The 25,882-nt window shown below is 69.1% G+C and carries 25 protein-coding genes; 11 read left to right on the forward strand and 14 right to left on the reverse strand.

All coding sequences use genetic code 11. The features are described from left to right. Positions 1–48 precede the first annotated feature (48 nt). The 4 genes from hcp (at position 49) to ACZ5KV_RS04550 (ending at position 4,661) form a co-directional block, all read left to right on the forward strand. On the forward strand, positions 49–1,674 hold the full coding sequence (gene hcp / locus ACZ5KV_RS04535) for a hydroxylamine reductase (protein WP_464241158.1): 1,626 nt from the start codon (positions 49–51) through the stop codon (positions 1,672–1,674). Between the two features lie 382 nt (positions 1,675–2,056). After that, positions 2,057–2,533, forward strand: coding sequence for a cytochrome c3 family protein (locus tag ACZ5KV_RS04540; RefSeq protein WP_464241159.1), 477 nt, complete (start codon positions 2,057–2,059; stop codon positions 2,531–2,533). After that, complete coding sequence (locus ACZ5KV_RS04545; RefSeq protein WP_464241160.1) at positions 2,526–4,091, forward strand: ammonia-forming cytochrome c nitrite reductase subunit c552; 1,566 nt, start codon at positions 2,526–2,528, stop codon at positions 4,089–4,091. Before ACZ5KV_RS04540 ends, ACZ5KV_RS04545 begins: the two co-directional genes overlap by 8 nt. Before the next feature lie 78 nt (positions 4,092–4,169). Beyond that, on the forward strand, positions 4,170–4,661 hold the full coding sequence (locus tag ACZ5KV_RS04550) for a DinB family protein (RefSeq protein WP_464241161.1): 492 nt from the start codon (positions 4,170–4,172) through the stop codon (positions 4,659–4,661). 87 nt (positions 4,662–4,748) lie between these two features. Here the strand turns inward: ACZ5KV_RS04550 and ACZ5KV_RS04555 are convergent, their stop codons facing one another. The 6 genes from ACZ5KV_RS04555 to ACZ5KV_RS04580 form a co-directional block, all read right to left on the reverse strand. Further along, positions 4,749–6,113 (reverse strand): sodium:solute symporter family protein, encoded by a 1,365-nt coding sequence (locus ACZ5KV_RS04555; protein WP_464241162.1) that lies wholly within the window; start codon positions 6,111–6,113, stop codon positions 4,749–4,751. A 12-nt stretch (positions 6,114–6,125) separates the two neighbouring features. After that, positions 6,126–6,359 carry a hypothetical protein gene (locus ACZ5KV_RS04560; RefSeq protein WP_464241163.1) on the reverse strand — a complete coding sequence of 78 codons (234 nt, stop codon included), beginning with the start codon at positions 6,357–6,359 and terminating at the stop codon, positions 6,126–6,128. Positions 6,360–6,377: 18 nt separating this feature from the next. After that, on the reverse strand, positions 6,378–6,848 hold the full coding sequence (locus ACZ5KV_RS04565) for an OsmC family protein (RefSeq protein ID WP_464241164.1): 471 nt from the start codon (positions 6,846–6,848) through the stop codon (positions 6,378–6,380). A gap of 327 nt (positions 6,849–7,175) precedes the next feature. Beyond that, a complete protein-coding gene (locus ACZ5KV_RS04570; protein ID WP_464241165.1) occupies positions 7,176–9,239 on the reverse strand; it encodes a sigma 54-interacting transcriptional regulator in 2,064 nt (687 codons plus the stop codon). A 188-nt stretch (positions 9,240–9,427) separates the two neighbouring features. Next, positions 9,428–9,811, reverse strand: a complete 384-nt coding sequence (locus tag ACZ5KV_RS04575; protein WP_464241166.1) for an Hsp20/alpha crystallin family protein — start codon at positions 9,809–9,811, stop codon at positions 9,428–9,430. Positions 9,812–9,821: 10 nt separating this feature from the next. Next, positions 9,822–10,235, reverse strand: a complete 414-nt coding sequence (locus ACZ5KV_RS04580; protein ID WP_464241167.1) for an Hsp20/alpha crystallin family protein — start codon at positions 10,233–10,235, stop codon at positions 9,822–9,824. A 373-nt stretch (positions 10,236–10,608) separates the two neighbouring features. On the opposite strand from ACZ5KV_RS04580, the gene ACZ5KV_RS04585 reads away from it, so the two are divergent. The 4 genes from ACZ5KV_RS04585 (at position 10,609) to ACZ5KV_RS04600 (ending at position 14,537) form a co-directional block, all read left to right on the forward strand. Further along, positions 10,609–11,667, forward strand: a complete 1,059-nt coding sequence (locus ACZ5KV_RS04585; protein ID WP_464241168.1) for an extracellular solute-binding protein — start codon at positions 10,609–10,611, stop codon at positions 11,665–11,667. An 83-nt stretch (positions 11,668–11,750) separates the two neighbouring features. Continuing rightward, complete coding sequence (locus ACZ5KV_RS04590) at positions 11,751–12,842, forward strand: ABC transporter ATP-binding protein (RefSeq protein WP_464241169.1); 1,092 nt, start codon at positions 11,751–11,753, stop codon at positions 12,840–12,842. Continuing rightward, positions 12,835–13,686, forward strand: a complete 852-nt coding sequence (locus ACZ5KV_RS04595) for an ABC transporter permease (protein ID WP_464241170.1) — start codon at positions 12,835–12,837, stop codon at positions 13,684–13,686. Before ACZ5KV_RS04590 ends, ACZ5KV_RS04595 begins: the two co-directional genes overlap by 8 nt. Continuing rightward, on the forward strand, positions 13,683–14,537 hold the full coding sequence (locus ACZ5KV_RS04600; protein WP_464241171.1) for an ABC transporter permease: 855 nt from the start codon (positions 13,683–13,685) through the stop codon (positions 14,535–14,537). Before ACZ5KV_RS04595 ends, ACZ5KV_RS04600 begins: the two co-directional genes overlap by 4 nt. A 108-nt stretch (positions 14,538–14,645) precedes the next feature. On the opposite strand, the gene ACZ5KV_RS04605 is transcribed toward ACZ5KV_RS04600, so the two are convergent. Then, the gene (locus ACZ5KV_RS04605) at positions 14,646–14,837 is read right to left on the reverse strand and encodes a Trm112 family protein (protein WP_464241172.1); all 192 of its coding nucleotides are present in this window, start codon (positions 14,835–14,837) and stop codon (positions 14,646–14,648) included. Between the two features lie 205 nt (positions 14,838–15,042). Between ACZ5KV_RS04605 and ACZ5KV_RS04610 the strand changes: the two genes are divergently transcribed. Then, entirely contained in the window at positions 15,043–15,903 is an 861-nt protein-coding gene (locus ACZ5KV_RS04610; RefSeq protein ID WP_464241173.1) for a PHP domain-containing protein, read from the forward strand. Positions 15,904–16,061: 158 nt separating this feature from the next. After that, entirely contained in the window at positions 16,062–16,742 is a 681-nt protein-coding gene (locus ACZ5KV_RS04615; RefSeq protein ID WP_464241174.1) for a CBS and ACT domain-containing protein, read from the forward strand. A 94-nt stretch (positions 16,743–16,836) separates the two neighbouring features. Here the strand turns inward: ACZ5KV_RS04615 and murJ are convergent, their stop codons facing one another. The 5 genes from murJ to ACZ5KV_RS04640 form a co-directional block, all read right to left on the reverse strand. Next, on the reverse strand, positions 16,837–18,369 hold the full coding sequence (gene murJ, locus ACZ5KV_RS04620; protein ID WP_464241175.1) for a murein biosynthesis integral membrane protein MurJ: 1,533 nt from the start codon (positions 18,367–18,369) through the stop codon (positions 16,837–16,839). Continuing rightward, positions 18,366–19,265, reverse strand: coding sequence for a bifunctional DNA-formamidopyrimidine glycosylase/DNA-(apurinic or apyrimidinic site) lyase (gene mutM, locus ACZ5KV_RS04625; protein ID WP_464241176.1), 900 nt, complete (start codon positions 19,263–19,265; stop codon positions 18,366–18,368). The genes murJ and mutM overlap by 4 nt, the downstream gene beginning before the upstream one ends. Position 19,266: 1 nt before the next feature. Further along, a complete protein-coding gene (locus tag ACZ5KV_RS04630) occupies positions 19,267–20,541 on the reverse strand; it encodes a ChaN family lipoprotein (RefSeq protein ID WP_464241177.1) in 1,275 nt (424 codons plus the stop codon). Continuing rightward, positions 20,532–21,797 (reverse strand): phenylacetate--CoA ligase family protein, encoded by a 1,266-nt coding sequence (locus ACZ5KV_RS04635; protein WP_464241178.1) that lies wholly within the window; start codon positions 21,795–21,797, stop codon positions 20,532–20,534. The genes ACZ5KV_RS04630 and ACZ5KV_RS04635 overlap by 10 nt, the downstream gene beginning before the upstream one ends. Positions 21,798–22,038: 241 nt before the next feature. Continuing rightward, positions 22,039–23,478, reverse strand: coding sequence for an aminotransferase-like domain-containing protein (locus ACZ5KV_RS04640; protein ID WP_464241179.1), 1,440 nt, complete (start codon positions 23,476–23,478; stop codon positions 22,039–22,041). A gap of 117 nt (positions 23,479–23,595) precedes the next feature. Here ACZ5KV_RS04640 and ACZ5KV_RS04645 point away from each other — a divergent pair, with 117 nt between their 5' ends. Then, positions 23,596–24,225 carry a LysE family translocator gene (locus ACZ5KV_RS04645; protein ID WP_464241180.1) on the forward strand — a complete coding sequence of 210 codons (630 nt, stop codon included), beginning with the start codon at positions 23,596–23,598 and terminating at the stop codon, positions 24,223–24,225. A gap of 8 nt (positions 24,226–24,233) precedes the next feature. Here the strand turns inward: ACZ5KV_RS04645 and ACZ5KV_RS04650 are convergent, their stop codons facing one another. After that, entirely contained in the window at positions 24,234–25,106 is an 873-nt protein-coding gene (locus ACZ5KV_RS04650; RefSeq protein ID WP_464241181.1) for a methylated-DNA--[protein]-cysteine S-methyltransferase, read from the reverse strand. A 77-nt stretch (positions 25,107–25,183) separates the two neighbouring features. Next, a complete protein-coding gene (gene nfsB, locus ACZ5KV_RS04655) occupies positions 25,184–25,840 on the reverse strand; it encodes an oxygen-insensitive NAD(P)H nitroreductase (RefSeq protein WP_464241182.1) in 657 nt (218 codons plus the stop codon). Positions 25,841–25,882: the final 42 nt, after the last annotated feature.

Consider the following 25,882-nt stretch of genomic DNA (forward strand, 5'->3'; position numbering starts at 1 on the left):
CGCGTGCCGTCGCCGCAGGCAACCCAACTTCCAGCCAGGAGGACGACCATGTTTTGTTATCAGTGCGAGCAGACCGCCAAGGGCGTGGGCTGCGACAAGTTCGGCGTGTGTGGCAAGGGCCCGGGCGTGGCCGCCCTGCAGGATATGCTGACCTACGCCGTGCGCGGGCTGGCCGTGGTGGCCCACGCCGGGCGCGCCGTGGGCGTGGTGGACCCGGCGGTCAACCGCTTCACCGCCGAGGCCCTGTTCAGCACCCTGACCAACGTCAACTTCGACCCCGAGCGCTTCGAGCGGGTGCTCATCCCCCGGGCCGTGGAGTTGCGCGAGAACCTCAAGGCCGCCGTGGCCGCCGCCGGGGGCCCGTCCGCCTTTGCCGAGCCCTCCGCCACCTGGACCCCCGACCCGCTGACGGCCCTGGCCACCCAGGCCGAGAACTTCGACATCCAGCGCGACCACAGCGCCGACCCCGACGTGAAGAGCGTGCAGCACATCGTGCTCTTCGGCCTGCGCGGCGTCGCGGCCTACGCCGACCACGCCGCCATCCTCGGCCAGGAGGACGACGCCGTCTACGCCTTCATGCACAAGGCCCTGGCCGCCGTGTACGACGCCGGGCTGGACCTGAACGCCTGGGTGGCCCTGGCCCTGGAGACCGGCGCCATCAACCTGCGGACCATGGAACTGCTCGACGCCGCCAACACCGGAACCTACGGCCACCCCGTGCCCACCTCCGTGCCCCTGGGGCCCAAGGCGGGCAAGGCCATCCTCGTTTCCGGCCACGACCTCAAGGACCTGCGCGACCTGCTGGAGCAGACCCGGGACACGGGCATCACCATCTACACCCACGGCGAAATGCTGCCGACCCACGGCTACCCCGAGCTCAAGAAGTATCCCCATTTCCACGGCCACTACGGCACGGCCTGGCAGAACCAGCAGAAGGAATTCGCGGCCTTCCCGGGCGCCATTCTCATGACGACCAACTGCATCCAGAAGCCCACCACCTATATGGACAACATCTTCACCACCGGGCTGGTGGGCTGGCCCGGCGCCGCGCACGTCAGGAACGGCGACTTCGGCCCGGTGATCGAAAAGGCCCTAGCCATGCCCGGCTTTGCCGCCGACGAGGACAAGGGCTCCGTGCTCACCGGCTTCGGGCACAACGCCGTGCTCGGCGTGGCCGATCAGGTCATCGCGGGCGTGCGCTCCGGCGCCATCCGCCACTTCTTCCTGGTGGCGGGCTGCGACGGCGCCAAGCCCGGGCGCAACTACTACACCGAGTTCGTGGAAAAGGTGCCCGCCGACTGCGTGGTGCTGACCCTGGCCTGCGGCAAGTTCCGCTTCTTCGACAAGCAGCTCGGCGACATCGGCGGCATCCCGCGCCTGCTGGACATCGGCCAGTGCAACGACGCCTACTCGGCCATCCGCATCGCCACGGCCCTGGCCGGGGCCTTCGAATGCGGCGTCAACGACCTGCCCCTGTCCATGGTCCTGTCGTGGTACGAGCAGAAGGCCGTGGCCATCCTGCTGACCCTGCTGCACCTGGGCGTGAAGAACATCCGCCTGGGCCCGAGCCTGCCCGCGTTCATCACCCCGGCGGTGCTGGACTTCCTGGTCAAGACCTACGGCATCCGGCCCATCGCCACCCCCGACGAGGACCTGAAGGCCATTCTCGGCTAGGGCGGCACAGCCGCAGACCGGCACACCCTGGGCCGGGGCGCTTGCGCCCCGGCCTTTTTCGTGCCCGGCGCCCCTTTTTCCGAGCCCTTCACGCGGAATTTGACCCAGGTCAAAAACCCGCGGCCCGAAGCTTGCTATCTTTTGCGCAATCCGAAGGGGTCGCCACCAGCGGCGTTTCGCGGCGCTGGTGGTCCATTACGCCGGAAACGCAGGCAATATATCGTCAAACCGGAATAAAAACAGGCTTTCGCTTTCCCAAGGCTCCCTCCTTGTGGTAAAGGTCGACGAAATTGCCCCCAGCACACGGCGCCCGGAGTGGCGGACGCCTGCGGGCCCATCCAGGGCCCGAGCCGATACCATCACTGCAGCGGAAGGAGGATGTATGACTCGGACCAAGGACAGCACACGATGGCGCGGCCTGCGCCGGGCCCTGCTTCCGGCCCTGGCGGGTATGGTGCTGCTGGTCGGGGCGGCACTGGCCATGCACGGCACGGATCAGGCGCCGTTTTGCGGCGCGTGCCATTCCATGGCCGAAGCCGCGCTGACGCACAAACGCTCGGTGCATGCGGAGCTGGCCTGCAACGAATGCCACGCCCCGCACAACCTGGTGGCCAAGCTGCCCTTCAAGAGCAAGGAGGGCCTGCGCGACATCTGGGCCACCGCCACCAGTACCGTCCCGGACCTGATCCACCCCGGCGGGGACACCCGGCGCGTGACCCAGGAGAACTGCCAGCGCTGCCACAGCGCCACGACCTCCACGGTCATCATGCAGAGCAAGGAATTCTGCACCGACTGCCACCGCCACGTGCCCCACAGTCCCAAGATCCCCGTAGCCAAGAGGAGCGCCGCCGATGCGTAACGTGAAAACCCTGTGCGCCATGCTGGTCGCGACCTGGGCCCTGGCCCTGGCCGCATGTTCCGTCGACGTGTCCGACCCCGAGACCCCGGAATTCAAGACCAAACTGGCCGAGAACGAAATCCGCAACTCGGCCTTCAAGCCCGAGTTTCCCCTGCGCTACGAGACCTACCTGCGCAACAACGAGTCCGAGATCATGACCGAGTACGGCGGGTCCGTGGCCTACAACAAGAACGACGACGTGAACCCCCTGCCCGAGGGCTACAAGCACGCCCAGCCCTACCTGAAAAACCTCTGGCTGGGCTACCCCTTCAGCTACGAATACCGCGCCGCGCGCGGGCACACCTACGCCCTCAAGGACATCCTGCACATCGACCGCATCAACCTCTACGGCGAAAAGGGCCAGATGCCCGCCACCTGCTGGAACTGCAAGACGGCCAAGATGAACGAATTCGTCGGCGAATACGGCGACGAGTTCTGGGCCAAGGATTTCAACCAGTTCCGCGAGCAGGTGGACATGGACGAGAACACCATCGGCTGCGCCAACTGCCACGACCCGCGCAACATGGACCTGCGCCTGTACTCCGTGCCCCTCAAGGACTACCTGGCCGCCGAGGGCAAGGACTTCGCCACCCTGCCGCGCAACGAGAAGCGCGCCCTGGTCTGCGGGCAGTGCCACGTGGAATACTACTTCCAGGACAAGGGCTTCGGCCCGGCCAAGAAGCCCGTGTTCCCCTGGGCCATGGGCCGGAACCCCGAGGATATCTACGAGTACTACAAGACCCACGGCGACACCACGACCCCCGGCTTCGAGGGCAACTTCGTGGACTGGGTGCACCCCGTGTCCCAGACGCCCATGCTCAAGGCCCAGCACCCCGAGTTCGAGATGTGGGGTGACGGCGTGCACGGCGCGGCGGGCGTCACCTGCGCGGACTGCCACATGAGCTACGTGCGCCTGGACGGCAAGAAGAAGATGTCCACCCACCACTGGACCTCGCCCCTCAAGGACCCGGACCTCAAGGCCTGCCGCCAGTGCCACACCGACAAGAGCCCCGAATACCTGCGCGAGCGCGTGATCTACACCCAGGACAAGGTCTGGGAACAGCTCATGGTCGCCCAGGACGTTTCGGTCAAGGCCCACGAGGCCATCCGCATGGCCGCCGAATACCAGGGCGCCAAGCCCGCGGACTACGACCAGCTCATGATCCAGGCCCGCGAGATGTGCCGCAAGGGCCAGTTCTTCTGGGACTACGTGTCCGCCGAGAACAGCGTGGGCTTCCACAACCCGACCAAGGCCCTGAACACCCTGGTCCGCTCGCAGCAGTACAGCCAGCAGGCCGTAGACACCGCCATCCGCGCGGCGGCATTCACCACCGCGGAGGCCCTGTCCGGCGACATCAAGGAACTGGTGCCGCCCATCCTCTACCACAGCCGCGAACTGCAGATGAACCCCGAGCACATGGCCAGCCACAAGTGGTTCAAGTACATCAAGCTGCTGCCCAAGGCCGAAAAGGTCTGGGACGGCAACAAGCGCATCCGGCCCGCGCCCGCCGCGAGCTGACGGCCCTTGCGCCGGGTCCGGGCTTGCCCCCGGGCCCGGCCCCTGGTAGTGCGGTCCATGGCCCGGATGCCCCGGGCCATGGACCGCATCCGCGTAAAGGAGCCCGCCATGCGCATCCCCGACGACGCCCAGCCGACCCTCGACGCCTTCCTGGCCCTCGTCCGCGACACCCTGCCCGCCGAGGCGGACCTGCGCCCCGCCCCCGACGCCTGGACCCTCAAGGAAATCGTCGGCCACCTCATCGACAGCGCCGGCAACAACCACCAGCGCTTCGTACGCCTGCAATTCGGCGACCTGGACCCCTTCCCGATCTACGTGGCCGAGCCGTGGGTGGCCGCCCAGCGCTACGCCGAGGCCGACTGGACCACCCTGGCCCTGCTCTGGGAGTCGTACAACGACCTGCTGCTGCACGTGATCCAGGGCATCCCCGAGGCCGCCCTGGGCAACGTCTGGCAGCACCCCGACGGCCCCAAAACCCTGGAATTCCTGGTGCGCGACTACTACCCGCACCTGCGCCTGCATGTGGAGCATTACGCCAAGCGTCTGGCGGAAGTCCGCGCCATGGGCTGAGCGGGCGGGCCGCCGACCCGACGGGAAACGCCCGGCCAAGGCCGGGCGTTTCGTCGTTGGAGGGGGAGGCGGGGTTGGGAGGACGGGTTATGCCGGGCTCATGACCTCGCTCGTGCGCCGGGCGGGCACGATGTAGGCCATGGAGAGCAGCCACAGGCCGAGGATCACCAGGAAGAGGAACATGCCCAGCAGCCCGGTGGCGTACATCCAGTCCGAGAAGAGCAGCACGCCGCCCAGGAAGCACACGGTCATGCCGCCGCCAAGGACGCTCATGATCCTGCGGTGGTCCTGCGCCGGGGCGAACTCCCAGTTGCCCTCGGCCAGGGAGACCAGGGTCATGGCCAGGATGTTCGCGGTCATGCCGACCCAGACCGGGTGGGTGTTCAGGTAGAAGCTGCCCACGGCCCAGCCGCCCAGGTGGTTCCACAGCAGGCCGCCGCCGAATCCGGCCACCAGGGCCGCCACGACGCCGCGCCGCGTGGCCACCGGCCAGAACAGGGTGGCCACCACCGGGGCGAAGGTCGCGCCGTTGCGGGCCGTCCAGGCGAAGATGTTCCACCAGGCGGTCTGCTCGGAGCGCAGGAAGCCGAAGAGAATCATCAGGCAGGTCAGCAGCGCCAGGGACCAGCGGGTATAGCGCACGAGCTGCTCGTCGGTGGCCCCGGGATTCAGGGCGCTGCCCACGTCGCGGCCCAGGCTCGTGGCGCCCGAGAACTGGCACGGCGCGCCCCAGCCCAGGGCGCAGGCCCAGATGCCCAGGCTGAAGATGCCCACCAGCGGCGCGGGCAGGTTCTGCATCAGGTAGGTGGGCACGGCCACCAGCCCCCGGTTGATGTCCGGCAGGACGTGATGCGCGGCCAGGCCGACGACCACGCCCATGACGATGAAGATCACGTTGAACCCGGCGGCGATGAACAGGCCCTTGCGGCCCTCCTCGGCGGTCTTGCACGACAGGGCCATCTGGAACGCGGCCTGGGCCAGCAGCACGTTGATCCAGAACGTGCCGAACCAGGCCAGGATGCTTTGCAGGCCCACGGCCTGCGGGTCGAACATGTCCGGCCGGGCCTGGGCCAGCTCGCGCAGCCCCTCGATGCCGGGGTTGACGAAGAAGGCATAAATCAGCACGGCGAACATGGCCATGTAGACGAAGAAGTTGGTCGTCTGCGTGAAGGCCACGGACCACATGCCCCCGGAAACCAGGTAGACGTAAAGCAGCACCCCGGTAATGGCCACCGAGATCATCAGGTCCAGGCCGGTGATGGCGTTGATGCACGAGGCGAAGGCCAGGGCCGTGGCCAGGGACCACATGGGGAAGGTCAGAGCCGTGATGCCCCCGGCGATGGCCTTGGCGACGCGGCCGTAGCGGTCGCCGATGAGCCCCGAGACGGTGACCATCATCTTCTTGCGTAGCGGGCCGATGAGCAGCACCGCGATGATCAGCACGTGGGACATCTCGGCCACGCCTTACCACAGCGCGGAAAGACCCTTGAGGTAGGACAGTTCGAGAATGGCGATGAAGGTGGAGCCGGAAAACAGGCCGGTGATGCAGAAGGCCACGGTCCAGCGGTTGAAGGAGCGCCCGCCGACGAAGAACCCGTCCCCGGCCCGGGCCTTGCGCCGGGCGATCAGACTGAAGGTCACAAGCAGCAGGGTGTAGGCCAGCGCCAGCCCGAACATCCAAAGTGCATAGGCGTTCATGGGAACCTCCGGGCGACGCTAGTTCGCAACTTCCGTGAAGCCGTCGCTCCCGGCGGCACATTCGTAGGTCGCACCGTCCAGCCGGTAGCCCAGGGTCACTGGGCAGCCCTTGCTCAGGGTGCACAGCACGGGGGCCTTGGGCAGGACGAACTCGCGGATGGCGTTGCGCAGGGTTTCGTGGCTCACGCCCTTGCCCCTGGCGTCGAAGTAGACGCGCATGTCCACATATTCGCCGGGGCCGGTTTCGGCGCGGCTGCCCTGGGCCGAAATTTCCAGCGACTCCAACTCGACGCCGAAATGCTCCATCGCGATCGTCAGGACGATACCCGTGCAGCCGGAAAGACCTATAAGCAGCAGGTCCATGGGGCTTGGCGCGGTATCAGTCCCTCCATACATGGCGGAAGCGTCGATATTGACGAGCCTTCCGCTCTTGTCAAACCCGTCGAAAATCCGCTTTTCCTTCCAGACAAGATTGCAGGTGCAGGACATCTTCTCTCCTCCATACAAGATTTGAATTGCGGCCATCCGGCCAGACTCGTATGGAAAAGAGCAAAAGCGGTGCCACCGTGTGAATGAACGCCTATTACGTTGATATTATTGTATTTTATTGCGATCCTCTTGCCGTGCCCGGCGCCCTGTGGCGGCGGGGGCGGCCCCGGGGGCCCCTCCCGGTACGATTTTGGTTCATTCCCGAACCAAGCCCGAAGCCCGATGCGCCACGCCCTTTGAAAAACAGATAAAACCAGCCTTGAATCACTTGGAAAAAGCAGCACGACCCTGCTTTCATCCGCGCTGGTCGAGCCTTCTACCGCCGGTTCATTCCTGGACCACGATGCCGTAGCGATGCATCTTGCGCAGCAACGTGGGGTGGGAGATGCCCAGGGCGCGGCTGGCGGGGCGGATGCCGCCGTGCTTTTTCAGGGCGCAGCGGATCATCGACTGCTCCACGTTTTCCAGCGCCGTGCGCAGGCAGTCGGACTGGGTGCGGCAGGCTTCCTCCTGGCCGCCCGGATAGTTGAAATAGGCGGGCAGGGTCGAGGGCGCGAGCACGTCGTCGTCGCTCATGATGGTGATCCGCTCGATGACGTTGATCAGCTCGCGGACGTTGCCGGGCCAGGCGTAGCGCTCGAGCAGGTTGCAGGTTTCGGGGCACAGGCGCTTGGTCTGGCCGTACTTGGCGTTGACGCGCTTGAGAAAGTGGTGGGCCAGGGGCAGGATGTCCTCCACGCGCTCGCGCAGGGGCGGAATGCTGATGGGCACCACGTTCAGGCGGTAGAAAAGATCCTTGCGGAACTGGCCGCGTTCCACCAGTTCATGCAGGTCCTTGTTGGTGGCCGAAATGATGCGCACGTCGAGCTTGATCGGCCGCGAGCCGCCCACGCGCATGATCTCCGACTCCTGAAGAAACCGCAGCAGCTTGACCTGGAGCGCCAGGGGCATCTCGCCGATTTCGTCCAGGAACAGGCAGCCGTGGTTGGCGACCTCGAGCAGGCCGACCTTGCCGCCGCGCTCGGCGCCGGTGAAGGCGCCGCGCTCGTAGCCGAACAGTTCCGATTCCAGCAGGTTTTCGGGAATGGCCCCGCAGTTCAGGGCCATGAACGGCTTGTCGGCCCGGGGCCCGTAGGCATGGATGCGCCGGGCGATCTCGCCCTTGCCCACGCCCGAGTCCCCAAGCACCAGCACCGTGGATTCCACCAGCGCGACCTTGCGCACCTGGGCCATGACCTCGGCCATGCTGCGGCTGCGGTAGACCATACCGTCCTTTTCCGAGCGCTCGCGGCGCAGGGCCTGCAATTCCTCGCGGTGGCGCGCGCTTTCGCGGCGCAGGCGGTTCATCTCCGTCACGTCCTGAAGGTGGAAGACGTGGCGCACCGCGCGCTGGCGCACGTCGCGCACCGGGCTGTACTTGACGATGACCTCGCGGCCGTCGTCCTCGGTGAGCACGCGCGAAAAGCTTTCGGCCAGGGTGCCGTCGAGCACGCCGCGCACCAGGTCCGAAAGGCGGCGGTCCAGCTCGCCGGTGCAGCCCTGCCCGCTGCGCAGCCGCTCCAGCCCGGGGAGTTGTTCCCGGGCGCGCTCGTTGACGTAAACCTCCGCTCCGTTCTCGTCGAGCACCCAGAGCGGGTCCGGCAGGGTCGCCACGATCACGTCCAGCTCGGCCAGCAGGGTGTTCACGCTGTCCAGCTCGCGCGAAAGGGCGTCCAGCTCGCTGATGTCCTGCAGGACCATGACCGTGCCGTGGGGCGCGCCGTCGCGCAGGATGGCCCGGGCCTGGGTCACGCAGCGCACGCCGCGCACGGTCATGGTTTGCGGGCCCATGCCGTGCAGCACGTCGCCGCTTTCCAGGGCGCCCTTGAAAAGCACGCCCACGTCCATGCCGTAGGCCGCGTTGGCCTCGATGCCGAGAATGGCCTCGGCGGCGTTGTTGATTTCGGTGATCACCCCGTTGTCGTCCAGGGCGATGATGCCCAGGGGCACGGTCATCAACAGGATTTTCAATTCCTGGGCCGTCAGGTCGAAGGCCTCGAAAATGCGGGTGATCAGTTCGATCTTGGACAGCACGCCCACCAGCTTTCCGGTGTCGTCCAGCACCAGGAGCCGCTCCAGGGGCAGGTCGCGCACCGCGTCGAAGCCGACCTCCTGGTTCACGGACTGGATGTCGCGCGCGTAGACCTGCTCCACGGGCGCCTGGACGGACACGCCGTCGCGCAGGGCGGCGATGGCGCGATAGATGGTCAGCACGCCCAAGGGTTTGTTCCTGTCGTCGACCACCGGAACGCAATTGCATTCGCCGCCCAGGTAGTGCTGGATGGCTTCGGCAATGGTGTCCTGGGGGCGGACGAAGCTGTCGCCGCGATGCATCAGGTGTTTGATCTTCATGCGCTCCGATCCGGCAGGTTGGCGGGTTGCTGGTAGCCGCGTCGAAGCAGGGACCATGCCAAAAGCCCTTTGGCGAGGCAATGTCCCCGGCCGCACCAACGCAACGGGCCGCCTCTCCCGGGGGAGGGGCGGCCCTGCGCGTTGCGCGCTCCGGTCGCGGCGGGCACGAGCGGGCGGCGCGGCCCGTGTCAGCCGGCCTTGATTTCGATGCGCCGGGGCTGGGCGGCTTCGGCCTTGGGCAGGAACAGCTCCAGCACGCCGTTGGACAGGCTGGCGCGGATGCGCTCGCGGTCCACGGTGTCCGAGAGCTTGAAGGCCCGGCGGTATTCGCAACTGCCGAACTCCACCTCGAGGTACTTCTCGCCCTCGGGCAGCTCGGCGCAGGCGCGCCCGGAAACCACCAGTTCGCTGTCCTCCAGGTCGATAATCAGGCCGTCCTTGCTCACTCCGGGCATATCCATGAAGATATGGAATCCGTCCTCGCGCTCGACGATGTCCGACGGCTGGCGGAACCGGGGCACGTTGGTCCGGGCCTCATGGCCCTGTTCGGTCTTGGCGATGTCGTTGCTCATGGCGCACCTCCTAGGACATCTGGATGTCGATCTTCTTGGGCTTCACGGCCTCGGTCTTGGGCAGCACGATGTCGAGCACGCCGTCGGCCAGGCTGGCGCGCACGCCGTCGCGCTCCACGGGCACGTTGAGGGTCACCACCCGCTGGAACACGCCCGCCGGGCGCTCCTGGCGGAAGTACTTGCCCTCGGGGGCCTTGCGCTCGCCCTTGATGACCAGACTGCGCCCGGTCAGCGTCAGTTCCACGTCCTGCAGCGCCGTGCCGGGAATTTCGGCCCGGATGCGGATGTGCTCGTCGTTCTCGCTGATGTTCAGGGGCGGGTAGGCCGCGCGCCGCTGGGCCAGGCTCGCCGGGCCGAAGAACTCCTCGAACACCTTGTCCCAATATCTGGGGAAGTCGTAGAAGGATCCGAAATCGATGACCATGCATCTACCCTCCGTCTTGGGATATTGCTGCACGTGGCTTGCAAGCCTCTTTTCGCAGAGAAAGGTAAGCAGGCTTCGCACCCTGTCAAGAACGGCAGACAACGAAATGCGGGTACAGCGGACGAAATTTCGAGCACTCCATTGGCGGCTGGCCGCTCAAGGCGCGCAAGAGCCCGCGCGCGGCGCACGCTGCACGACCGGGGCCGCAAGCCCACGGCGCGCGGCAATGCCGCGGCCGTCACCGGACCGTGACGATCGACCCCCAATCGCCATCATCCGCGCCTTGCCGCCTGGAGACAACCGGAGTATGTACCTCGAATAAGCACCTCTTTTCCTTTCGGGAAGGGGGCACCCCCAAACAAGGAGCCACGTCATGCGCAAAGTCCTGCTTCTTCTGCTGCTCGCCCTGGTGGCCGTCTCCACCGCGGCCCAGGCCGAGACCCTGAAGCTGCTCACCTGGAAGGGCTACGCCCCCAAGGAGCTGGTGGACAAATTCCAGGCCGAGACCGGCATCACCGTGGAGGTGACCTATTCCAACAACGAGGAAATGATCGCCAAGCTGCGTGCCACGCGCGGCGCCGGCTTCGACCTCGCCCAGCCCAGCCAGGACCGCATCTCCTCCGTGCAGGCGGAGTTCGGCCTCTACCAGCCCGTGGACTTCGCCAAGGTCCAGGCCGACCTGTTCATCCCCTCCATGCTCGAGGCCGTGAAGAAGAACACCCTGGTGGACGGCAAGTCCTACGCCGTGCCCTTCTGCTGGGGCACCTCGGGGCTCATCGTCAACGCCGACAAGGCCGCCGGGGTCGATTCCTTCAAGGCCCTGCTCGACCCGCAGTTCCAGGGCCGCGTGAGCTACCGCCTGAAGCGCCCGACCCTCATCGCCATGGGCTTCGCCCTGGGCTACGACCCCTTCGCCCTGTACTCCGACCCCGCCGCCTATCAGGCCATGCTCGACAAGATCGCGGAGGCCCTCATCGCCGCCAAGCCCCTGGTCAAGAACTACTGGGCCAACGGCGACGCCCTGCTCGAATCCATGCGCTCCGGCGAGGTCTTCGTGGCCATGGCCTGGGACAACGGCGGCTGGAAGCTGCACGCCGAGAATCCGGCCATCGACTTCGTGGCCCCCAAGGAGGGCGCCCTGGGCTGGATCGACACCTTCGCCATCCCGGCCAAGGCCGAAAACGTCGCGGCGGCCTACAAGTGGATCAACTTCATGCTGCGCCCCGAGAACGCCGCCGTGTTCACCAGCGCGGAGAACACCCCCACCGCCTCGCAGGGCGCCAACGCCCACGTCGTCGCCGACGTGCGCGCCAACTTCGAGCGCTCCTTCCCGCAGGCGACCATCGACAACATCAAGTGGTACCCGCCCGTCCCGGCCAGCCTGGAGGCCATGGAAGGCAAGGTGCTGGACAAGATCAAGGCCGCCAATTAAGTATTTGACGGCGGCAGGGGGGCGGGCCACCGCCCCCCTGCTCTTTTTTCGCCGCCCTCACCACCAGCCCTGCGGGTTCCGGCATGGAAAACGACCTCTCCGTCAGCCATCTGGTCAAGCGCTTCGACCAGTTCACCGCCGTGGACGACGTGTCCTTCGACGTTCCGGCGGGCTCCTTCTTTTCCATCCTCGGCCCCTCGGGCTGCGGCAAGACGACCATGCTGCGCATGGTCGCCGGGTTCGAGGAGCCCACCTCGGGCACCATCGCCATCCGCGGCCGCGACATGGCCCAGGTGGCGCCCAACCGCCGCCCGGTGAACCTCGTGTTCCAGCATCTGGCCCTGTTCCCGATGATGAACGTGGCCCGCAACATCGCCTTCGGGCTGGAGCGCCGGGGCACCCCCCGGGCCGAGATCGCCCGCCGCGTGGAGCGCACCCTGGAGCGCGTGGGCCTGCCGGGCTTCGGCACCAAGGAAATCGGCCAGCTCTCCGGCGGCCAGAAGCAACGCGTGGCCATCGCCCGCTGCCTGGTGCTGGAGCCCTCGGTGCTGCTTTTGGACGAACCCCTGGGCGCCCTGGACCTCAAGCTGCGCGAACAGATGAAGGTCGAGCTGAAAAAGCTCCAGGCCAAGGTGGGCACGACGTTCATTTACATCACCCACGACCAGTCCGAGGCGCTGGTCATGTCCGACGCCGTGGCGGTGATGAACAAGGGCCGCTTCGAGCAGGTCGGCAGCCCGCAGGAGCTGTACGGCGACCCGGCGACGCCCTTCGTGGCCGGGTTCGTGGGCGACTCGAACATCTGGGAGGGCGCGGTGCGCGAGTGCTCCGGCGCCCTGGCCGTCATCCGCACCGACGAGGGCTTCACCTTCGGGGCCCGCTGCCGCGAGGTCTGCGCCCCGGGCAGCGCGGTGCGCCTGTTCCTGCGGCCCGAGGCCATGCGCATCGAGCCCGCCGACACCACCGGGCTGAACACCTTCCGGGCCACGGTCAAGGCCCTGCTGTTCGACGGCGCCAACAGCCGCCTGCTCACCGTGACGCCCGCCGAGCACGAACTGCTGGTGACCCTGCCCCAGAACCGGCGCTTCGACCACATCCGCCCCGGCCAGGAAATCACCCTGGGCTGGCACCCCGAGTCGGGCATCTGCTTCCGGCGGGAGGGCGGCGATGCGTAGGGCGCGCCTGGGGTTCTGGCTGTTCCTGGCCCCGGTGCTGGCCTGGCTCGTGCTGCTCATCATCCTGCCGCACCTGGACCTGCTCATCATGAGCCTGCGCGACGGCTCGGGCAGCGGCGCGGCCTGGACGCTGCAAAACTACGCCAACTTCTTCGGCGAGCCCATCTACTGGCTGACCTTCGTGCGCACGGCCATGTACTCGGTCATCACCACGGCCATCACCTTCCTGCTGGCCATGCCCGTGGCCTTCTACATCGCCAAGGTCGCCCGGGTGCGGTTGCAGGGCTTTCTGCTCACGCTGCTGCTGCTGCCCTTCTGGGTCAGCGAGCTGGTGCGCATCTACGGCTGGATGATCCTGCTGCGCGAGTCGGGGGTCGTCAACTTCGCCCTGCTCAAGCTGGGCGTCATCGACACGCCCATCGAGATGCTCTACAACGACGCGACAATGATTATGGGCCTAGTGTACACCTCCATGCTGTTCATGGTCGTGCCCCTGGTTTCGGCGGTGGAGAGCCTGGACGACAGCCTCATCGAGGCCGCCCACGACCTGGGCGCCGGGCGGGCGGTCATCTGGTGGCGGATCATCCTGCCCCACTGCAAGCCGGGCATCACCTCGGGCTCCATCGTGGTCTTCATGCTCTGCCTGGGCAACTACCTGACGCCCAACCTCATGGGCGGCAAGAACTCCCTGTGGTTCACCGAGCAGATCTACAACCAGTTCATCGCCAGCTTCAACTGGAACCAGGGCGCGGCCTTCGGCTTCCTGCTGCTGGCGCTCAGTTCGGCCATCATCTGGCTGGGCCTCAAGGTCTCGCGCCAGAAGCTCGGGGAGGTGGCGTCGTGATCCGCACCCTGCCCAACTCCCGGGCCTACTCCTGGTCCTACGCGGCGTTCGTGGTCCTGTACTTCGTGTTCCTTTTCGCGCCCCTGGCCGTAACCTGCGTGCTGGCCTTCAACGACTCCAACTTCCCCTCCCTGCCGTGGAACGGCTTCGCGCTGGACTGGTTCGTCTCCCCCGGCCCCGAGCGGGTGGGCATCTTCCACGACGCCCAGAACCTGCGCGCCATCTGGACCAGCTTCCAGACCGCCTTCTGGGTCAGCGTCATGACCGTACTGGTGGGCACCTGCGCGGCTTTCCTCTTCGAGCAGGAGAAGTTTCCCTTCAAGGGCGCGCTCTACTTCCTCATGCTGGCGCCCCTGGTCATCCCCGGGGTCATCCTGGGCATCTCGCAGCTTCTGGCCGCCAACACGGCGGGCTTTTTCATCGAAGACGCCTTCGGGCTGGACGTGCCCTTCCTGCGCCCGAGCTTCTGGCTGGTGGTCCTCGGCCAGTTCTCGTTCATCACCACCTTCGTGACCCTGGTGGTCTCGGCGCGGCTGCGCAAGTTCGACCGCACCCTGGAGGAAGCCGCCCTGAACCTGGGCGCCAACCGCTGGCAGGTCATCCGGCACATCACCCTGCCCTACCTGCGCCCGGCGATCATCGGCGCGGGCACCGTGGCCTTCCTCATGAGCTTCGAGAACTTCAACACCACCCTGTTCCTGGTGGGCTCGGAGCCGACCCTGCCCATCAACCTCTACCTCCAGGTGCGCGACGGCTCCACCCCGGTGATCAACGCCATCTCGCTGCTGCTCATCGCGGGCAGTTCCCTCCTGGCGGTGGCCAACCTCTGGCTGTCGCGCAAAAGCGCCTGAGCCCGGGGCGCCCGCGCGGCGCACCATGCAAAAAGAAAACGGGGCCGCCCCAGGCAAGGGGCGGCCCCGATCCGTTTTCCGGCTCCGCGCGGCGCGCGGCGGCGCGGGCTATTCGGCCCGGTCCGGCCACTGGTCCAGGGGCACGGCCTCCTCGATCAGCATCACCGGAATCTCGTCGCGCACGGGGTAGACGACCTTGCAGGTATCACAACGCAGGCCGTCCTGCTTCTCCAGCAGGGTCACCTCGCCCTTGCACTTGGGGCAGGCCAGGATGTCCAGCAGGTCCTTGTTGAGCGTCATGGGGGCCTCCTTGGTTGGCAGGGCCGACTCTAGCCCGAATCGCCGCCCGCTTCAAGCCGTCAGCCGCCTTCCGGCCCGCCGGGACGCCGTGCCCGCGACCCTACGGCAGGCCCCCGATCGCCCCCGGCGTTGACAGCCCCCCCGCCATGCCCTAGCTCAGTGCATGGGGCCGCTTCGCCCCGCAACCGCAAGCCAGGGGAGCCCCATGCCCGGAATCGATCTGCACACCCATTCCACCGCCTCCGACGGCACCCTGAGCCCCGGCGAACTGGTGGCCCTGGCCAGGCGCAGCGGCCTGGAAGCCCTGGCCCTGACGGACCACGACACCAGCGCCGGGCTGCCCGAGGCCCTGGCCGCCGGGCGCCGCGAGGGCCTGGAGGTCATCGCGGGCTGCGAGCTGTCCGTCAGTTCGCCCTCGGGCTTCATGCACCTGCTCGGCCTGTTCCTGCCCGAGCGCCCGGCCCGGCTGGAGGAAGGCTTCGCCTGGCTCAACGAACGCCGGGCCAGCCGCAACGTGCGCATCGTGGACAAGCTGCGCGCCCTGGGCATCGACGTGACCTACGAGCGCGTGCTGGAAATCGCGGGCCAGGGCACCGTGGGCCGCCCGCACCTGGCCCTGGCGCTCATGGAGGCCGGGGCCGCGGGCTCGGTGCAGGAGGCCTTCGACCGCTACCTGGGTTCCACGGGCCGGGCCTACCTGCCCAAGGACAAATTCACCCCGGCCAAGGCCCTGGAAATCCTGCGCGCCGAGGGCGCGACCACCGTCCTGGCCCACCCGTACACCCTGGAACTGGAAGGCCCGGCCCTGCGCGCCATGCTCGTGGAGCTGAAAGCCCTGGGCCTGGACGGCATCGAGGCCCACTACACCGAGCACACCCGCTCCCAGACCGAGGCCTACCTGGCCCTGGCCGCCGAGCTGGATCTCGCGGTCAGCGGCGGGTCGGACTTTCACGGCGCGGTCAAGCCCGCCATCGCCCTGGGCCGGGGCAAGGGCGGGCTGCACGTGCCCTACAAGGTGCTCGAAGACCTCAAGGCCCACCGCCGGGCCCGGGGCCTGCCCGCGTAAAACGCCGGGCCCGCGCAGCCGACGCGAAAACAGTTGAAAACCCCCGGCGGGCGTGTCATGTAGGCCATAAGGATGGCAACTCCCCGAATCCAAGGACAAAAACCACCGCGCAAGCGATCCGCCCCGCCGCGCGGGGCAGGCAGCAAAGGAGGCTTCCCATGCTCGTAGGCAACTGGATGAGCAAGACCCCCGTCACCGTGACTCCGGACACGTCCATGATGCGCGCCTCCAAGGCCCTCAAGGACAAGCGCATCCGCACCCTGTGCGTGGTGGACGACAAGGGCGCGCTGCTCGGCGTGGTCACCGACCGCGACATCAAGGAAGCCTCGCCCTCCAAGGCCACCACCCTGGACGTGCACGAGCTGTACTACCTGCTCTCCGAGATCAAGGTGAAGGACATCATGTCCACCAAGATCGTCACCATCACTCCCGACGAATCCGTGGAAAAGGCCGCCATCCTGATGATGGACAACAAGATCGGCGGGCTGCCCGTGGTGGACAAGGCCGGAACCCTGGTCGGCGTCATCACCCAGACCGACGTGTTCAACGTGCTCATCTCCATCACCGGCGTGCTCCACGGCGGCCTGCAACTGGCCATCGACCTGCCCGACGACCCCGGCACCCTGGGCGGCGTCATCGCCATCCTCAACGCCCACAAGGCGCGGATCATGAGCGTGCTCACCGCCTACGAGCCCGAGGGCGCCCCCACGCGCAAGGTCTTCATCCGCATCCAGGACATGGACCGCTCCCTGGAAAACAAGCTCATGGAAGAACTGCGCGCCAAGTACACCATCCTCTTCGTGCTGCGCGACGAGAAGCACCCGGCCCTGGGCAAGTAACCCCGCTCCGGCCTGCGCCGGGCCCGGGCCCGCAAAACGAAAGCCCCGCCGTTTGGCGGGGCTTTCGTTGCGTACGGGGCCGGTCGCGCGGGCCTCAGCGCCGCCGCAGGCGGCGGCGCAGCGCGTCGAGCACCAGCCGGGCCTCGGGCACGCCCGTCACCAGGGACAGGGCCGCGTAGCCCACGGCCCACAAGGGGATGAGCGCCACGGCCCAGCGCCCGAGGCCCACGGTGGCCAGGGCGCCCAGGCCCATGAGCAGCGACTGGCCCGCGTACAGCAGACCCTGACGCTGGAAGGTGGCCCACCCGGGCCCGAAGCGGCGGCGCAGGCCCAGGAGCAGCAGCCCCGCGTTGGCCCAGGACGAAACGGTGGTCGCCAGGGCCAGCCCAACATGGTCCATGACCTGCATGAGCCCCACGCCGCTGACCACGTAGACCACCAGACAGACCACGCCCACGCGCACGGGGGTGCGCGTGTCCTGCAGGGCGTAATAGGCCGAGACCAGGGGGCGGACCAGGGCGAAGGCGGGCAGGCCCGCCCCGTAGGCCACCAGGGCCCAGGCCGTGGCGCTCACGGCGTCGGCGGCAAAGGCCCCGCGCTGGAACAGCAGCGCCACGATGGGCCCGGCCAGGGCCATGAGCCCGGCGGCGGCGGGCAGGCTGATGAACAGGGTCAGCTTGATGCTGGCGTTCAGGGTGGCGCGGAACTCGTCCAGGTCGCCGCGCGCGGCCAGGGCCGAAAGGCTCGGCAGGGCGGCGGTGCTCACGGCCACGCCGAACACCCCCAGGGGGAACTGCACCAGCCGGTCGGCGTAGTAGAGGTAGGAGATGCTGCCCGCGGCCAGCAGCGAGGCCAGCATGGTGCCGATGACGATGTTGATCTGGTAGACGGCGGCGCCGAAGACCGTGGGCAGCATGAGCCGCGCCGTGCGGCCCACCCCCGGGTGGCGCAGGGCCCAGGGCCCGGCCCAGGTGAAGCCCACGGCGGCCATGGAGGGCTGTTGCAGGGCCAGTTGCGCCGCCCCGGCCACCAGCACGCCCACGGCCAGGCAATGCGGCACGGACCACCCGGCCCACACGCCCAGCAGCGCGGCGGCGATGAGGCTGACGTTCAGCGCGCAGGGCGCCAGGGCCGGGGCCAGAAAGCGCCCCGAGGCATTGAGCAGCCCCATGCACAGGGCCATGCCCGCCACGAAGAGGATGTAGGGGAAGCAGATGCGCGTCAGGTCGGCGGTCAGCGCCAGCAGTTCAGGGTCGTCGGCGAAGCCCGGGGCGATGACGCGCACCAGGGGGCCGGCCCCGAGCATGGCCACGGCGGTGACCACCCCCAGCACCAGCAGCACCCAGACCATGAGCGAACGGGCCATGGCATAGGCCTCGGCCTGCCCGGACTCCTCGCGGGTGCGCGTGTACACGGGCACGAAGGCCATGGTCAGCGAACCCTCGCCGAACAGGCGCCGCAGCAGGTTCGGCAGACGGAAGGCCACGAAGAAGGCGTCGGCCAGGGGCCCGGCGCCCAGGGCGAAGGCCGTGACCAGATCGCGCACGAAGCCGAGGATGCGCGAGGCCAGTGTGGCCCCGGCGACGATGGCGGCGTTCCTGGCGATGACGCGGGCGTGGTTGGTCATGAATCTCCGGCCCATGCGGGGCGCTGGCAAAGGGGGCAGAAGGTCGTGGTCCGCCCGGCGACAGTGGTCCGGGCCAGGGGCGTGGCGCAGACCCGGCAGGGGCAGCCCCGGCGCCCGTAGACGCGAAAATCGTTCTGGAAGGCCCCGGCGTCGCCGTGGGCGTTCACGTAGTCGCTGATGGACGAGCCGTTGGCCGCGATGGCTTCGCGAAGCACCGCCGCCAGGGCGCCGTGCAGCCGCTCCAGGCGCGCGGGGCCGATGGCCGCCGCCGTGTCCGCCGGGTGGATGCCCGCGCGGAACAGGCTCTCGTCGGCGTAGATATTGCCCACCCCGGCCAGCACGGACTGGTCCAGCAGCAGGGCCTTGATGCGCGCGCGGCGTCCGGCGAGCAGGGCGGCGAAGGCCGGGGCGTCCAGTTCCAGAGGCTCGGGGCCCAGGGCGGCGAAAAACGGCCAGCGGCCCAGGGCCTCGGGGGCCATGGCCCGGCAGCGGCCGAACTTGCGCGCGTCGGCGAAAAACAGCCGCCGCCCGTCGGCGAGGTCCAGCAGCAGGCGGGTATGCACGCCGGGCGCTGTGCCCCCGGGCTCCACCGTAAGCCGCCCGGTCATGCGCAGGTGGAAGGCCAGGTGCAGCGGTGCGGCACCCGGGGTGACGCCGGGCGCGGCGTGGGGCGCGCCTCCCGTTCCGGCCAGGTCCAGCAGCAGCACCTTGCCCCGGCGCCACACGGCGTCGATGCGCGCCCCGGCCACGGCGCGCAGGAAGGCCGGGCCGTCCAGGGCGCCGTGGTCGGCCTCCAGCACCCCGGGCCACAGCAGGGCTCCGGCGGCCACGCGCGCGCCGCAAAGGTCCTCGCGCAGGCCCCGGGCGATGGTTTCCACTTCGGGCAGTTCGGGCATGCTACTCGGCCCCCTGCGGGGCGGCGCCGGAAGGCTCGGAGGGGGCGTCCGGAGAATCGCCACGGCCGCCGCCCGCCCCCGTCAAGGGCACGGCCAGTTCCAGAATCCGCCCGTCGCGCTCGACGGTAATGGCCAGGGGCACTCCGGCGCGCCCGGCCTTGAGGGCGCCCTTGTGCAGTACCCACAAGTCCACGACGGGCTCGCCCATGACGGCAAGGAGGATGTCGCCGGGCAGGAATCCGGCCCGGGCCGCACGGGTGTCCGGCGCCACGTCGGCGACCGTGACCCCGCCGTCGCCCTCCTGGAGCACGAAACCCAGGCGCGAGGTGTGCGTCGCCGGGCACAGGAAAAAGGCGTCGGCCCCGGCGGGCTCGAAGCTCTCGCCCCCGCGCCAGGGCAGCACGGAAAAGACCCGGGCCCCGGGGTCGAGCACGTGCAGCCGCCGGGCGATGCCCCAGCCGTTTTCCACGTGGCCGACCCCGGCCAGGATGAGCACCGGGCGGCCCTGGGCCCGCCGGGCGGCCACGGCGGCGCGGGCCATGGCCGTGTCCCACAGGGCCTGGACGCGCAGGAAGCGTTCGCGGCGCTCGGCCTGCGCCGAAGGTGAAACGGGCGCGGCGGCCTCGCCGTCTCCGTGGCCGGGCATGGCGTGGCGCGCGAGGACGCGCTCCAGGTCCGCCACCTGCTCCGGGGCGGGGGGGATGATCGTCTCGGGGGCCAGGGCCCGGTCCTCGGGCGCCAGGGCCTCCAGGCCGCCTTCGCCCACGGCGCGCACCACCCGCCGGGGCACGTTCAGCCCCGCCAGGGGCGCGCCCGCGCGCCGCGCGGCCTCGAACACGGGGCGGTACGCGGCATACGGGTGGCCCCAGACGCCCTTCCAGTCCACGGCCCCGGCCAGCCCGTCCACGTCGATCTCCCCGGCGTTGAAGCGGTCCAGCACGGGCTGCCTTTCGGCGGGCACCATCTCCAGCCCCAGCACGGGCACCGCGCCCAGGGCGGCCATGGCCGCCAGCACGTCGGCCTGTACGCGGTGGTCGCAGGCCGAGGCGTGCGATTCGCCCAGCAGGATGTAATCCGCCCCGGCGGCGCGCCGGGCCAGCGCGTCCAGCCCCAGGGGCCGGGCGGCGGCGTCGAAGGCCTCGCCGGGGCGCACGTCCGCCGGGGGCGCCGCCAGCTCAGGCGGGCGCACGGCGGCGCAGGCGCAAAGGGCCGCCGCCAGTACGACGGCGGCCCCCATGCGCAGGATGGCTGTCCAGGCCGGTCCGGCTAGTCCCACTTGCGCTTGTCCTCGATGGGCCGGATCTGCGGCGGCAGGGTGCCGGGGGGCACGATCTTCAGGTCGGGGCGCAGCTTGATCTGCTGGCGGAAGTCGTGCAGCAGCTCGTCCTCGCGCTTGAAGTTGGACGCCTCCACCGAAAGCACCATCTCGTCGATGCCGCCGGGGTTGGTGACCTCGATCTGCCAGCGCTTGATCTCCTCAAAGCGGGCCATGACCTGCTCGACCTGGTGCGGGTAGACGAACATGCCCTTGATGCGCGTGGTGGTGTCCACCCGGCCGACGATGTTGCCCAGGCGCGGGCTGCTGCGGCCGCAGGCGCACGGGGCGCGGTCGATGTACGACAGGTCGCCGGTGGCCAGGCGGATCAGCGGGTAGGTCTTGTTGAAGGCCGTGACCACGATCTCGCCCACCTCGCCGTCCTTGAGGGGGATGCCCGTGTCGGGGTGGCAGATTTCCACGTAGGCGCGGTTGGCGATGTGCAGACCGTTGGTGTGGAAGCATTCGTAGCCGATGCAGCCCACGTCGGCGGTGCCGTAGCCCTGGCGCATGATGAGGTCGAACTTCTTCTCCAGGGTGGTGCGCATCTTCTCGGGGAACTTTTCGCCGGTGACGAAGGCCACTTCCACGAACAGGTCCTTGCGCAGGTTCAGCCCGGCCTCCTCGGCTTTCTGGGCCAAGTGCATCAGGTAGCTCGGGGTGCCCACGTAGCCGGTGACGCGCAGCTTCTGGAGGATGTCGATCTGGGTGCTGGTGTTGCCGGGCCCGGCGGGCACCACGGCGCAACCCAGGTTCTTCAGCGGCTCCTCGAACATCAGCCCGGCGGGGGTCAGGTGGTAGTTGAAGGTCACCTGGGCCAGGTCGCCGGGGCGGAAGCCCGCCGCGTAGAAGCCCTCGGTCCAGCCCCAGTAGTCCTCGCCGCGGTCTTCGGGGTCGAAAATCGGACCCGGGGAAAGGAACACCCGGCGCAGTTCGCCCAGGTCCTTGGTCAGCAGCCCGCCCAGGCGCGGCCCCATGGATTGCAGGAAGATCAGTTCCTTCTTCTTGAGGATGGGGATGTGCTTCAGGTCGTTGAGCGTCTTGAACTTTTCGACGTTGAACTGGGCCCGGTCGAAGCGCTTCTTCACGTCCTCGGAGTAACGGTAGGCGTAGGAGAGCAGTTCCTTCAACTGGATGGTGTAGTATTGCCTGCGCTCGGACTCGTCGAGCACCTCGCGGCGCGAATAGATACCTTCGGTTCTGTCTTTGCGGGTCATCGGTTCTCCCTTTCCCTATACATATTGGGGGACTTCCCGTTCGGGAGCAGCCTTATAGCATACGCCGAAAACCGGAAACAAGGGGGCTGTGAGATTTTCGACTTCCCGCGCACTTTTTTCTTTTGCCGGGGCAAGCGCGGGATGCGCGGATGCCGTATCTCCGAAAAACCGTCCAGGAATGACCGAAAACGCCTAAAAAGTCCGTTTTCAGGGCACGCCCGCCGGGCCCCGGCGGCCCGCCCTAGAGCCGCAGCAGCCCGGCCAGCGTTTCCAGCCCCTGACGCAAAGCCTCCCGGGAACGCACGCCCAGCAGCGACAGCCGCACGCCCTGCTCGGCCTGGGCCGCGCCCACGGCGAAGTGCTCCCCATGGGCCACCACCACCCCGCGCCGGGCGGCCTCGGCGGCGAACTCCACGGCGCGCCAGCGGCGCGGCAGGGGCAGCCAGGCGAAATAGCCCGTGGGCCGCGTGCGGCAGGTGCCCGGGCCGAGCACCTCGGCCACGAGCGCGTTGCGCGCCCCGGCCTCGGCGCGGTTGGCTTCGATGGTCCGGCGCACGGTGCCGTCGGCCAGCCACTGGGCCAGCACCTCGACCATCAGCGGCGCGGCCTTCCACGAGCTCCACTCCACGGCGGCCTCCAGGGCGGGCAGGTCCGCCGCCGGGGCGCGCAAAAAGGCCACGCGCAGGCTGTCGCACAGCACCTTGGACGTGCCGCAGACGAAGCAGCCCCGCTCCGGAGCCAGGGCCGCCAGGGGCGGCAGGGTTTCGCCCACCGTCAGGGCGTACACGCCGTCCTCGATGATGCGCAGCCCGAAGCGGCGGCACACGGCCACGACCTCGTGCCTGCGGTACTCGGGCATGTGCGCCGTGGTCGGGTTCTGGCAGGCGGGCATGACGTAGAGCCCGCGCACGCGCTGGCGGGCGCAGGCCCGGGCCAGGGCGTCGGGGTCCAGGCCGTGGGCGTCCAGCTCCACGGGCACCAGATGCAGCCGCAGGCGCTTGGCCAGGGGCTTGATGAGCGGATAGGTCAGGCTTTCCACGGCCAGGCGCTCGCCGGGCCCGAACAGCCCGCCCAGGGCCACCAGCAGCGCATGCTGCGCGCCGGAGGCGACCAGCATCTCGCCCGGGCGCGCCGGGCAGCCGTGGGCTCCGGCCCAGGCGGCCCCGGCCTCGCGGTGGCGCGGCAGGCCGCGCGCGCCGTAGCGGCCCACGAGGTCGTCCAGCCCCGGGGAACGCGCGATGCGCGTCAGGGCCCGGCCCAGGTCCGGCCCCAGGTGCTGGTAGGCCGCAGTCAGGCCCATGTCCACCGGCTGGGCGGCGGGCGCGTCGGGAAGAGCCGGGCCCCGGCCGCCGGAGGCGGGCGCCGCCCCGGGGTCGGGGGCGGTGGACAGGGCGCCCCGGGCGTCGGGGTCCAGCAGGCGGGCGAAGTCCTCGTCGGGCTGGCCCACGTAGGTGCCCCGGCCGCGCTCGCCGCGCACGAGCCCGCGCCGGGCGGCCTCGGCATAGCCCCGGGTCACGGTACCCACGGTCACGCCCATGGCGGCGGCCAGTTCGCGGTGGGTGGGCAGGGCCGCGCCCGGGGCCAGCAGCCCCGAAGCGATGGCCGCCTCGATGGCGTCGGCCAGGGCCAGATAGCGCGGGCCGGGGCCCTGGGCCTGCGGCAGGGGGAAACGGATTGTCATGGTGACAATTGATATTTTGACGCGCGGATTGTGTCAATCGTAGGCAGACACAAGGTCGGGCATCCCGCCCGACCGGACCCCGAACCCCGGCCCAGCCGCCGCCTTGAGGAGACGCCCGTGTCGCCCACGCCCATGGATCTCGTGCCGTTGACCCTGTTCTGCTTCACCATGACCGTCACCCCCGGCCCGAACAACATCGTGCTCACGGCCACGGGCGCCAACCACGGCTACCGGAGCTGCCTGCCGCACATCCTGGGCGCCCTGGTCTCCCTGCCGGTGATGTGCGTGCTGGTCGGCGCCGGGCTGGGGCGGCTGTTCCTGGCCTGGCCCGCGCTGCATGCGGCCCTGGACGTGGTGGGCTCGGCCTACATGCTCTGGCTGGCCTGGAAGATCACGCGCTTTTCCGGCCAAACGGGCCTGGGCCGGGGCGACGCGGGCGAGGCCGCCCGGCCCCTGACCTTCGGCCAGGCGGCGGTCTTCCAGTGGCTGAACCCCAAATGCTGGATGATGTACATCGGCGCGGTGTCGCTGTTCACCACCGGCGGGGCGGGCGTGTTCAGCGAGGTGCTGGTCATCGCCGCGCTGTTCGCGGTGATGGTCCCGCCCTGCTTCAGCGCCTGGGCGCTTTTGGGCGCGGGGGTGGGCCGCTTCCTCAACACGCGGCTCCGGGTGCTGGCCTTCAACTGGACCCTGGCCCTGTCCCTGGTGGGCTCCCTGGTTCTGGCGCACCTGCCCCAGGCGGGCTGAGGCCGGGCCTACGCCCCGGCCTGTACGGCGGCGGGCGCCGCCGCGCCGTCCCGCGCGTCTTCCCGCGCCCGCTCCCAGCCGTGCAGGGCCAGCTTGCGTTCGACGCCCCAGCGATAGGCCCCCGGCGCTCCGCCCTCGCGGATGACCCGGTGGCAGGGGATGAGCACGGCCACGTGGTTGCGGGCCAGGGCGCCGCCCACGGCCCGCGCGGCCCGGGGCCGGCCGATGGCCCGGGCCAGGTCCGCATAGGTCACCAGCGCGGCGGGCGGCGTTTTCACCAACGCTTCCCAGACCTTCATCTGAAAATTCGTCCCGCGCAGGAGCACGCGCACCGGGGCGTCGCGGCGCACGAAGATGCGCTCCAGCAGCGCGCGACCCTCGTCGGGGCGCTCTTCCAGCCGGGCCAGCGGCCAGCGGGCCCGCAGTTCGCCCAGGGCCGCGTCCGCCCCCTGGGCGAAGGCCAGATGGCAGACCCCGCGCGCGGTCCAGCCGACAAGGGCCGGGCCCAGGGGCGTGGGGCCGAAGGCGTGGCCGATGGTCACGCCCCGGCCCCGGGCGCGGGCCTCGCCGGGGGTCATGGCCTCGCAGAGCACCAGCAGATCGTGCAGCCGCCCGGGGCCGGACAGGCCCGCGCCGTAGGCCGCGTCGAGCAGGCTCCGGCCGTGCTCCAGGCGCTCGAGAACGCTCTCCTTGGTCACGTATTGCAGGAACTTCTTGGGCGAAATGCCCGCCCATTGGGAAAACACCCGTTGCAGGTGGAAGGCGCTCAGGCCCACCTCGCGGGCCACGGCCTCCAGGCCGGGCTGGTCGGCGGCGTTGGCGCGGATGTAGCCGATGGCGCGCTCCACCAGCGCATACTGCCCGTCGTGCGTCGTGCTCATGGTCGTCACCTCGTGGGGGCATCCTAGGCGCGGCGCGGACGGGCCTCAATCCGATTCTTGCTGCCGGGCCCGGGGGCCTAGATGACGCTGACCACGCGTTCCAGCGGCCAGCGCGACTTGGGCGCCCGGGCGTTGAAGTCGTCCGGCGCGCCGCGGCCCACGGCCACGACGACGCTGGGCACCAGCCCCCGGGCGGTCAGGTCCAGCTCGCGGGCCAGCACGTCGGGATCGAAGCCCTCCATGGGGCAGGCCTGGAGCCCGAGGTGCGCCACGCCGACCAGCAGATTGCCCAGGGCCAGATAGGTCTGCTTTTCCAGCCAGTGGGGCATGTCATGGCGCACGGTGCGGTGCAGGTCGGCGAAGAACTCGCGGCCCTTGCGGTTGGCGGCCTTGACCTGCGCGGAGGGAAAACGCCCGTCGCGCTCCTCCTGGGCCAGCACGGCGTCGGTGTAGGCCGCGTCCACGTCCGTGCGCGTGCAGAGCACTATGGCAGCGCAGCAGTCGCGGATTTTGGGCGCGTTGTACTCGTAGGGCCCCTGGGCCGCCCGGGCCACGCGCTCCCGGCCCTGGCCGCTGGCGGCGATGACGAAGTGCCAGGGCTGGAGGTTGGTGGACGACGGGGACAATCGCAGAATGGTCTGGATGGCCCGCAGCTCGGCTTCGGTCAGGGCGTGGCCGGGCTCGAAGCGCTTGGTGGCGTACCGGCCGCGCAGCGTCCCGATGTAGTCGTTCATGGCGTTCTCCTTGCGTGCCGGGGCGCGCATGCGCTCGCGACC

It is taken from the genome of Desulfocurvus thunnarius (assembly GCF_055390965.1).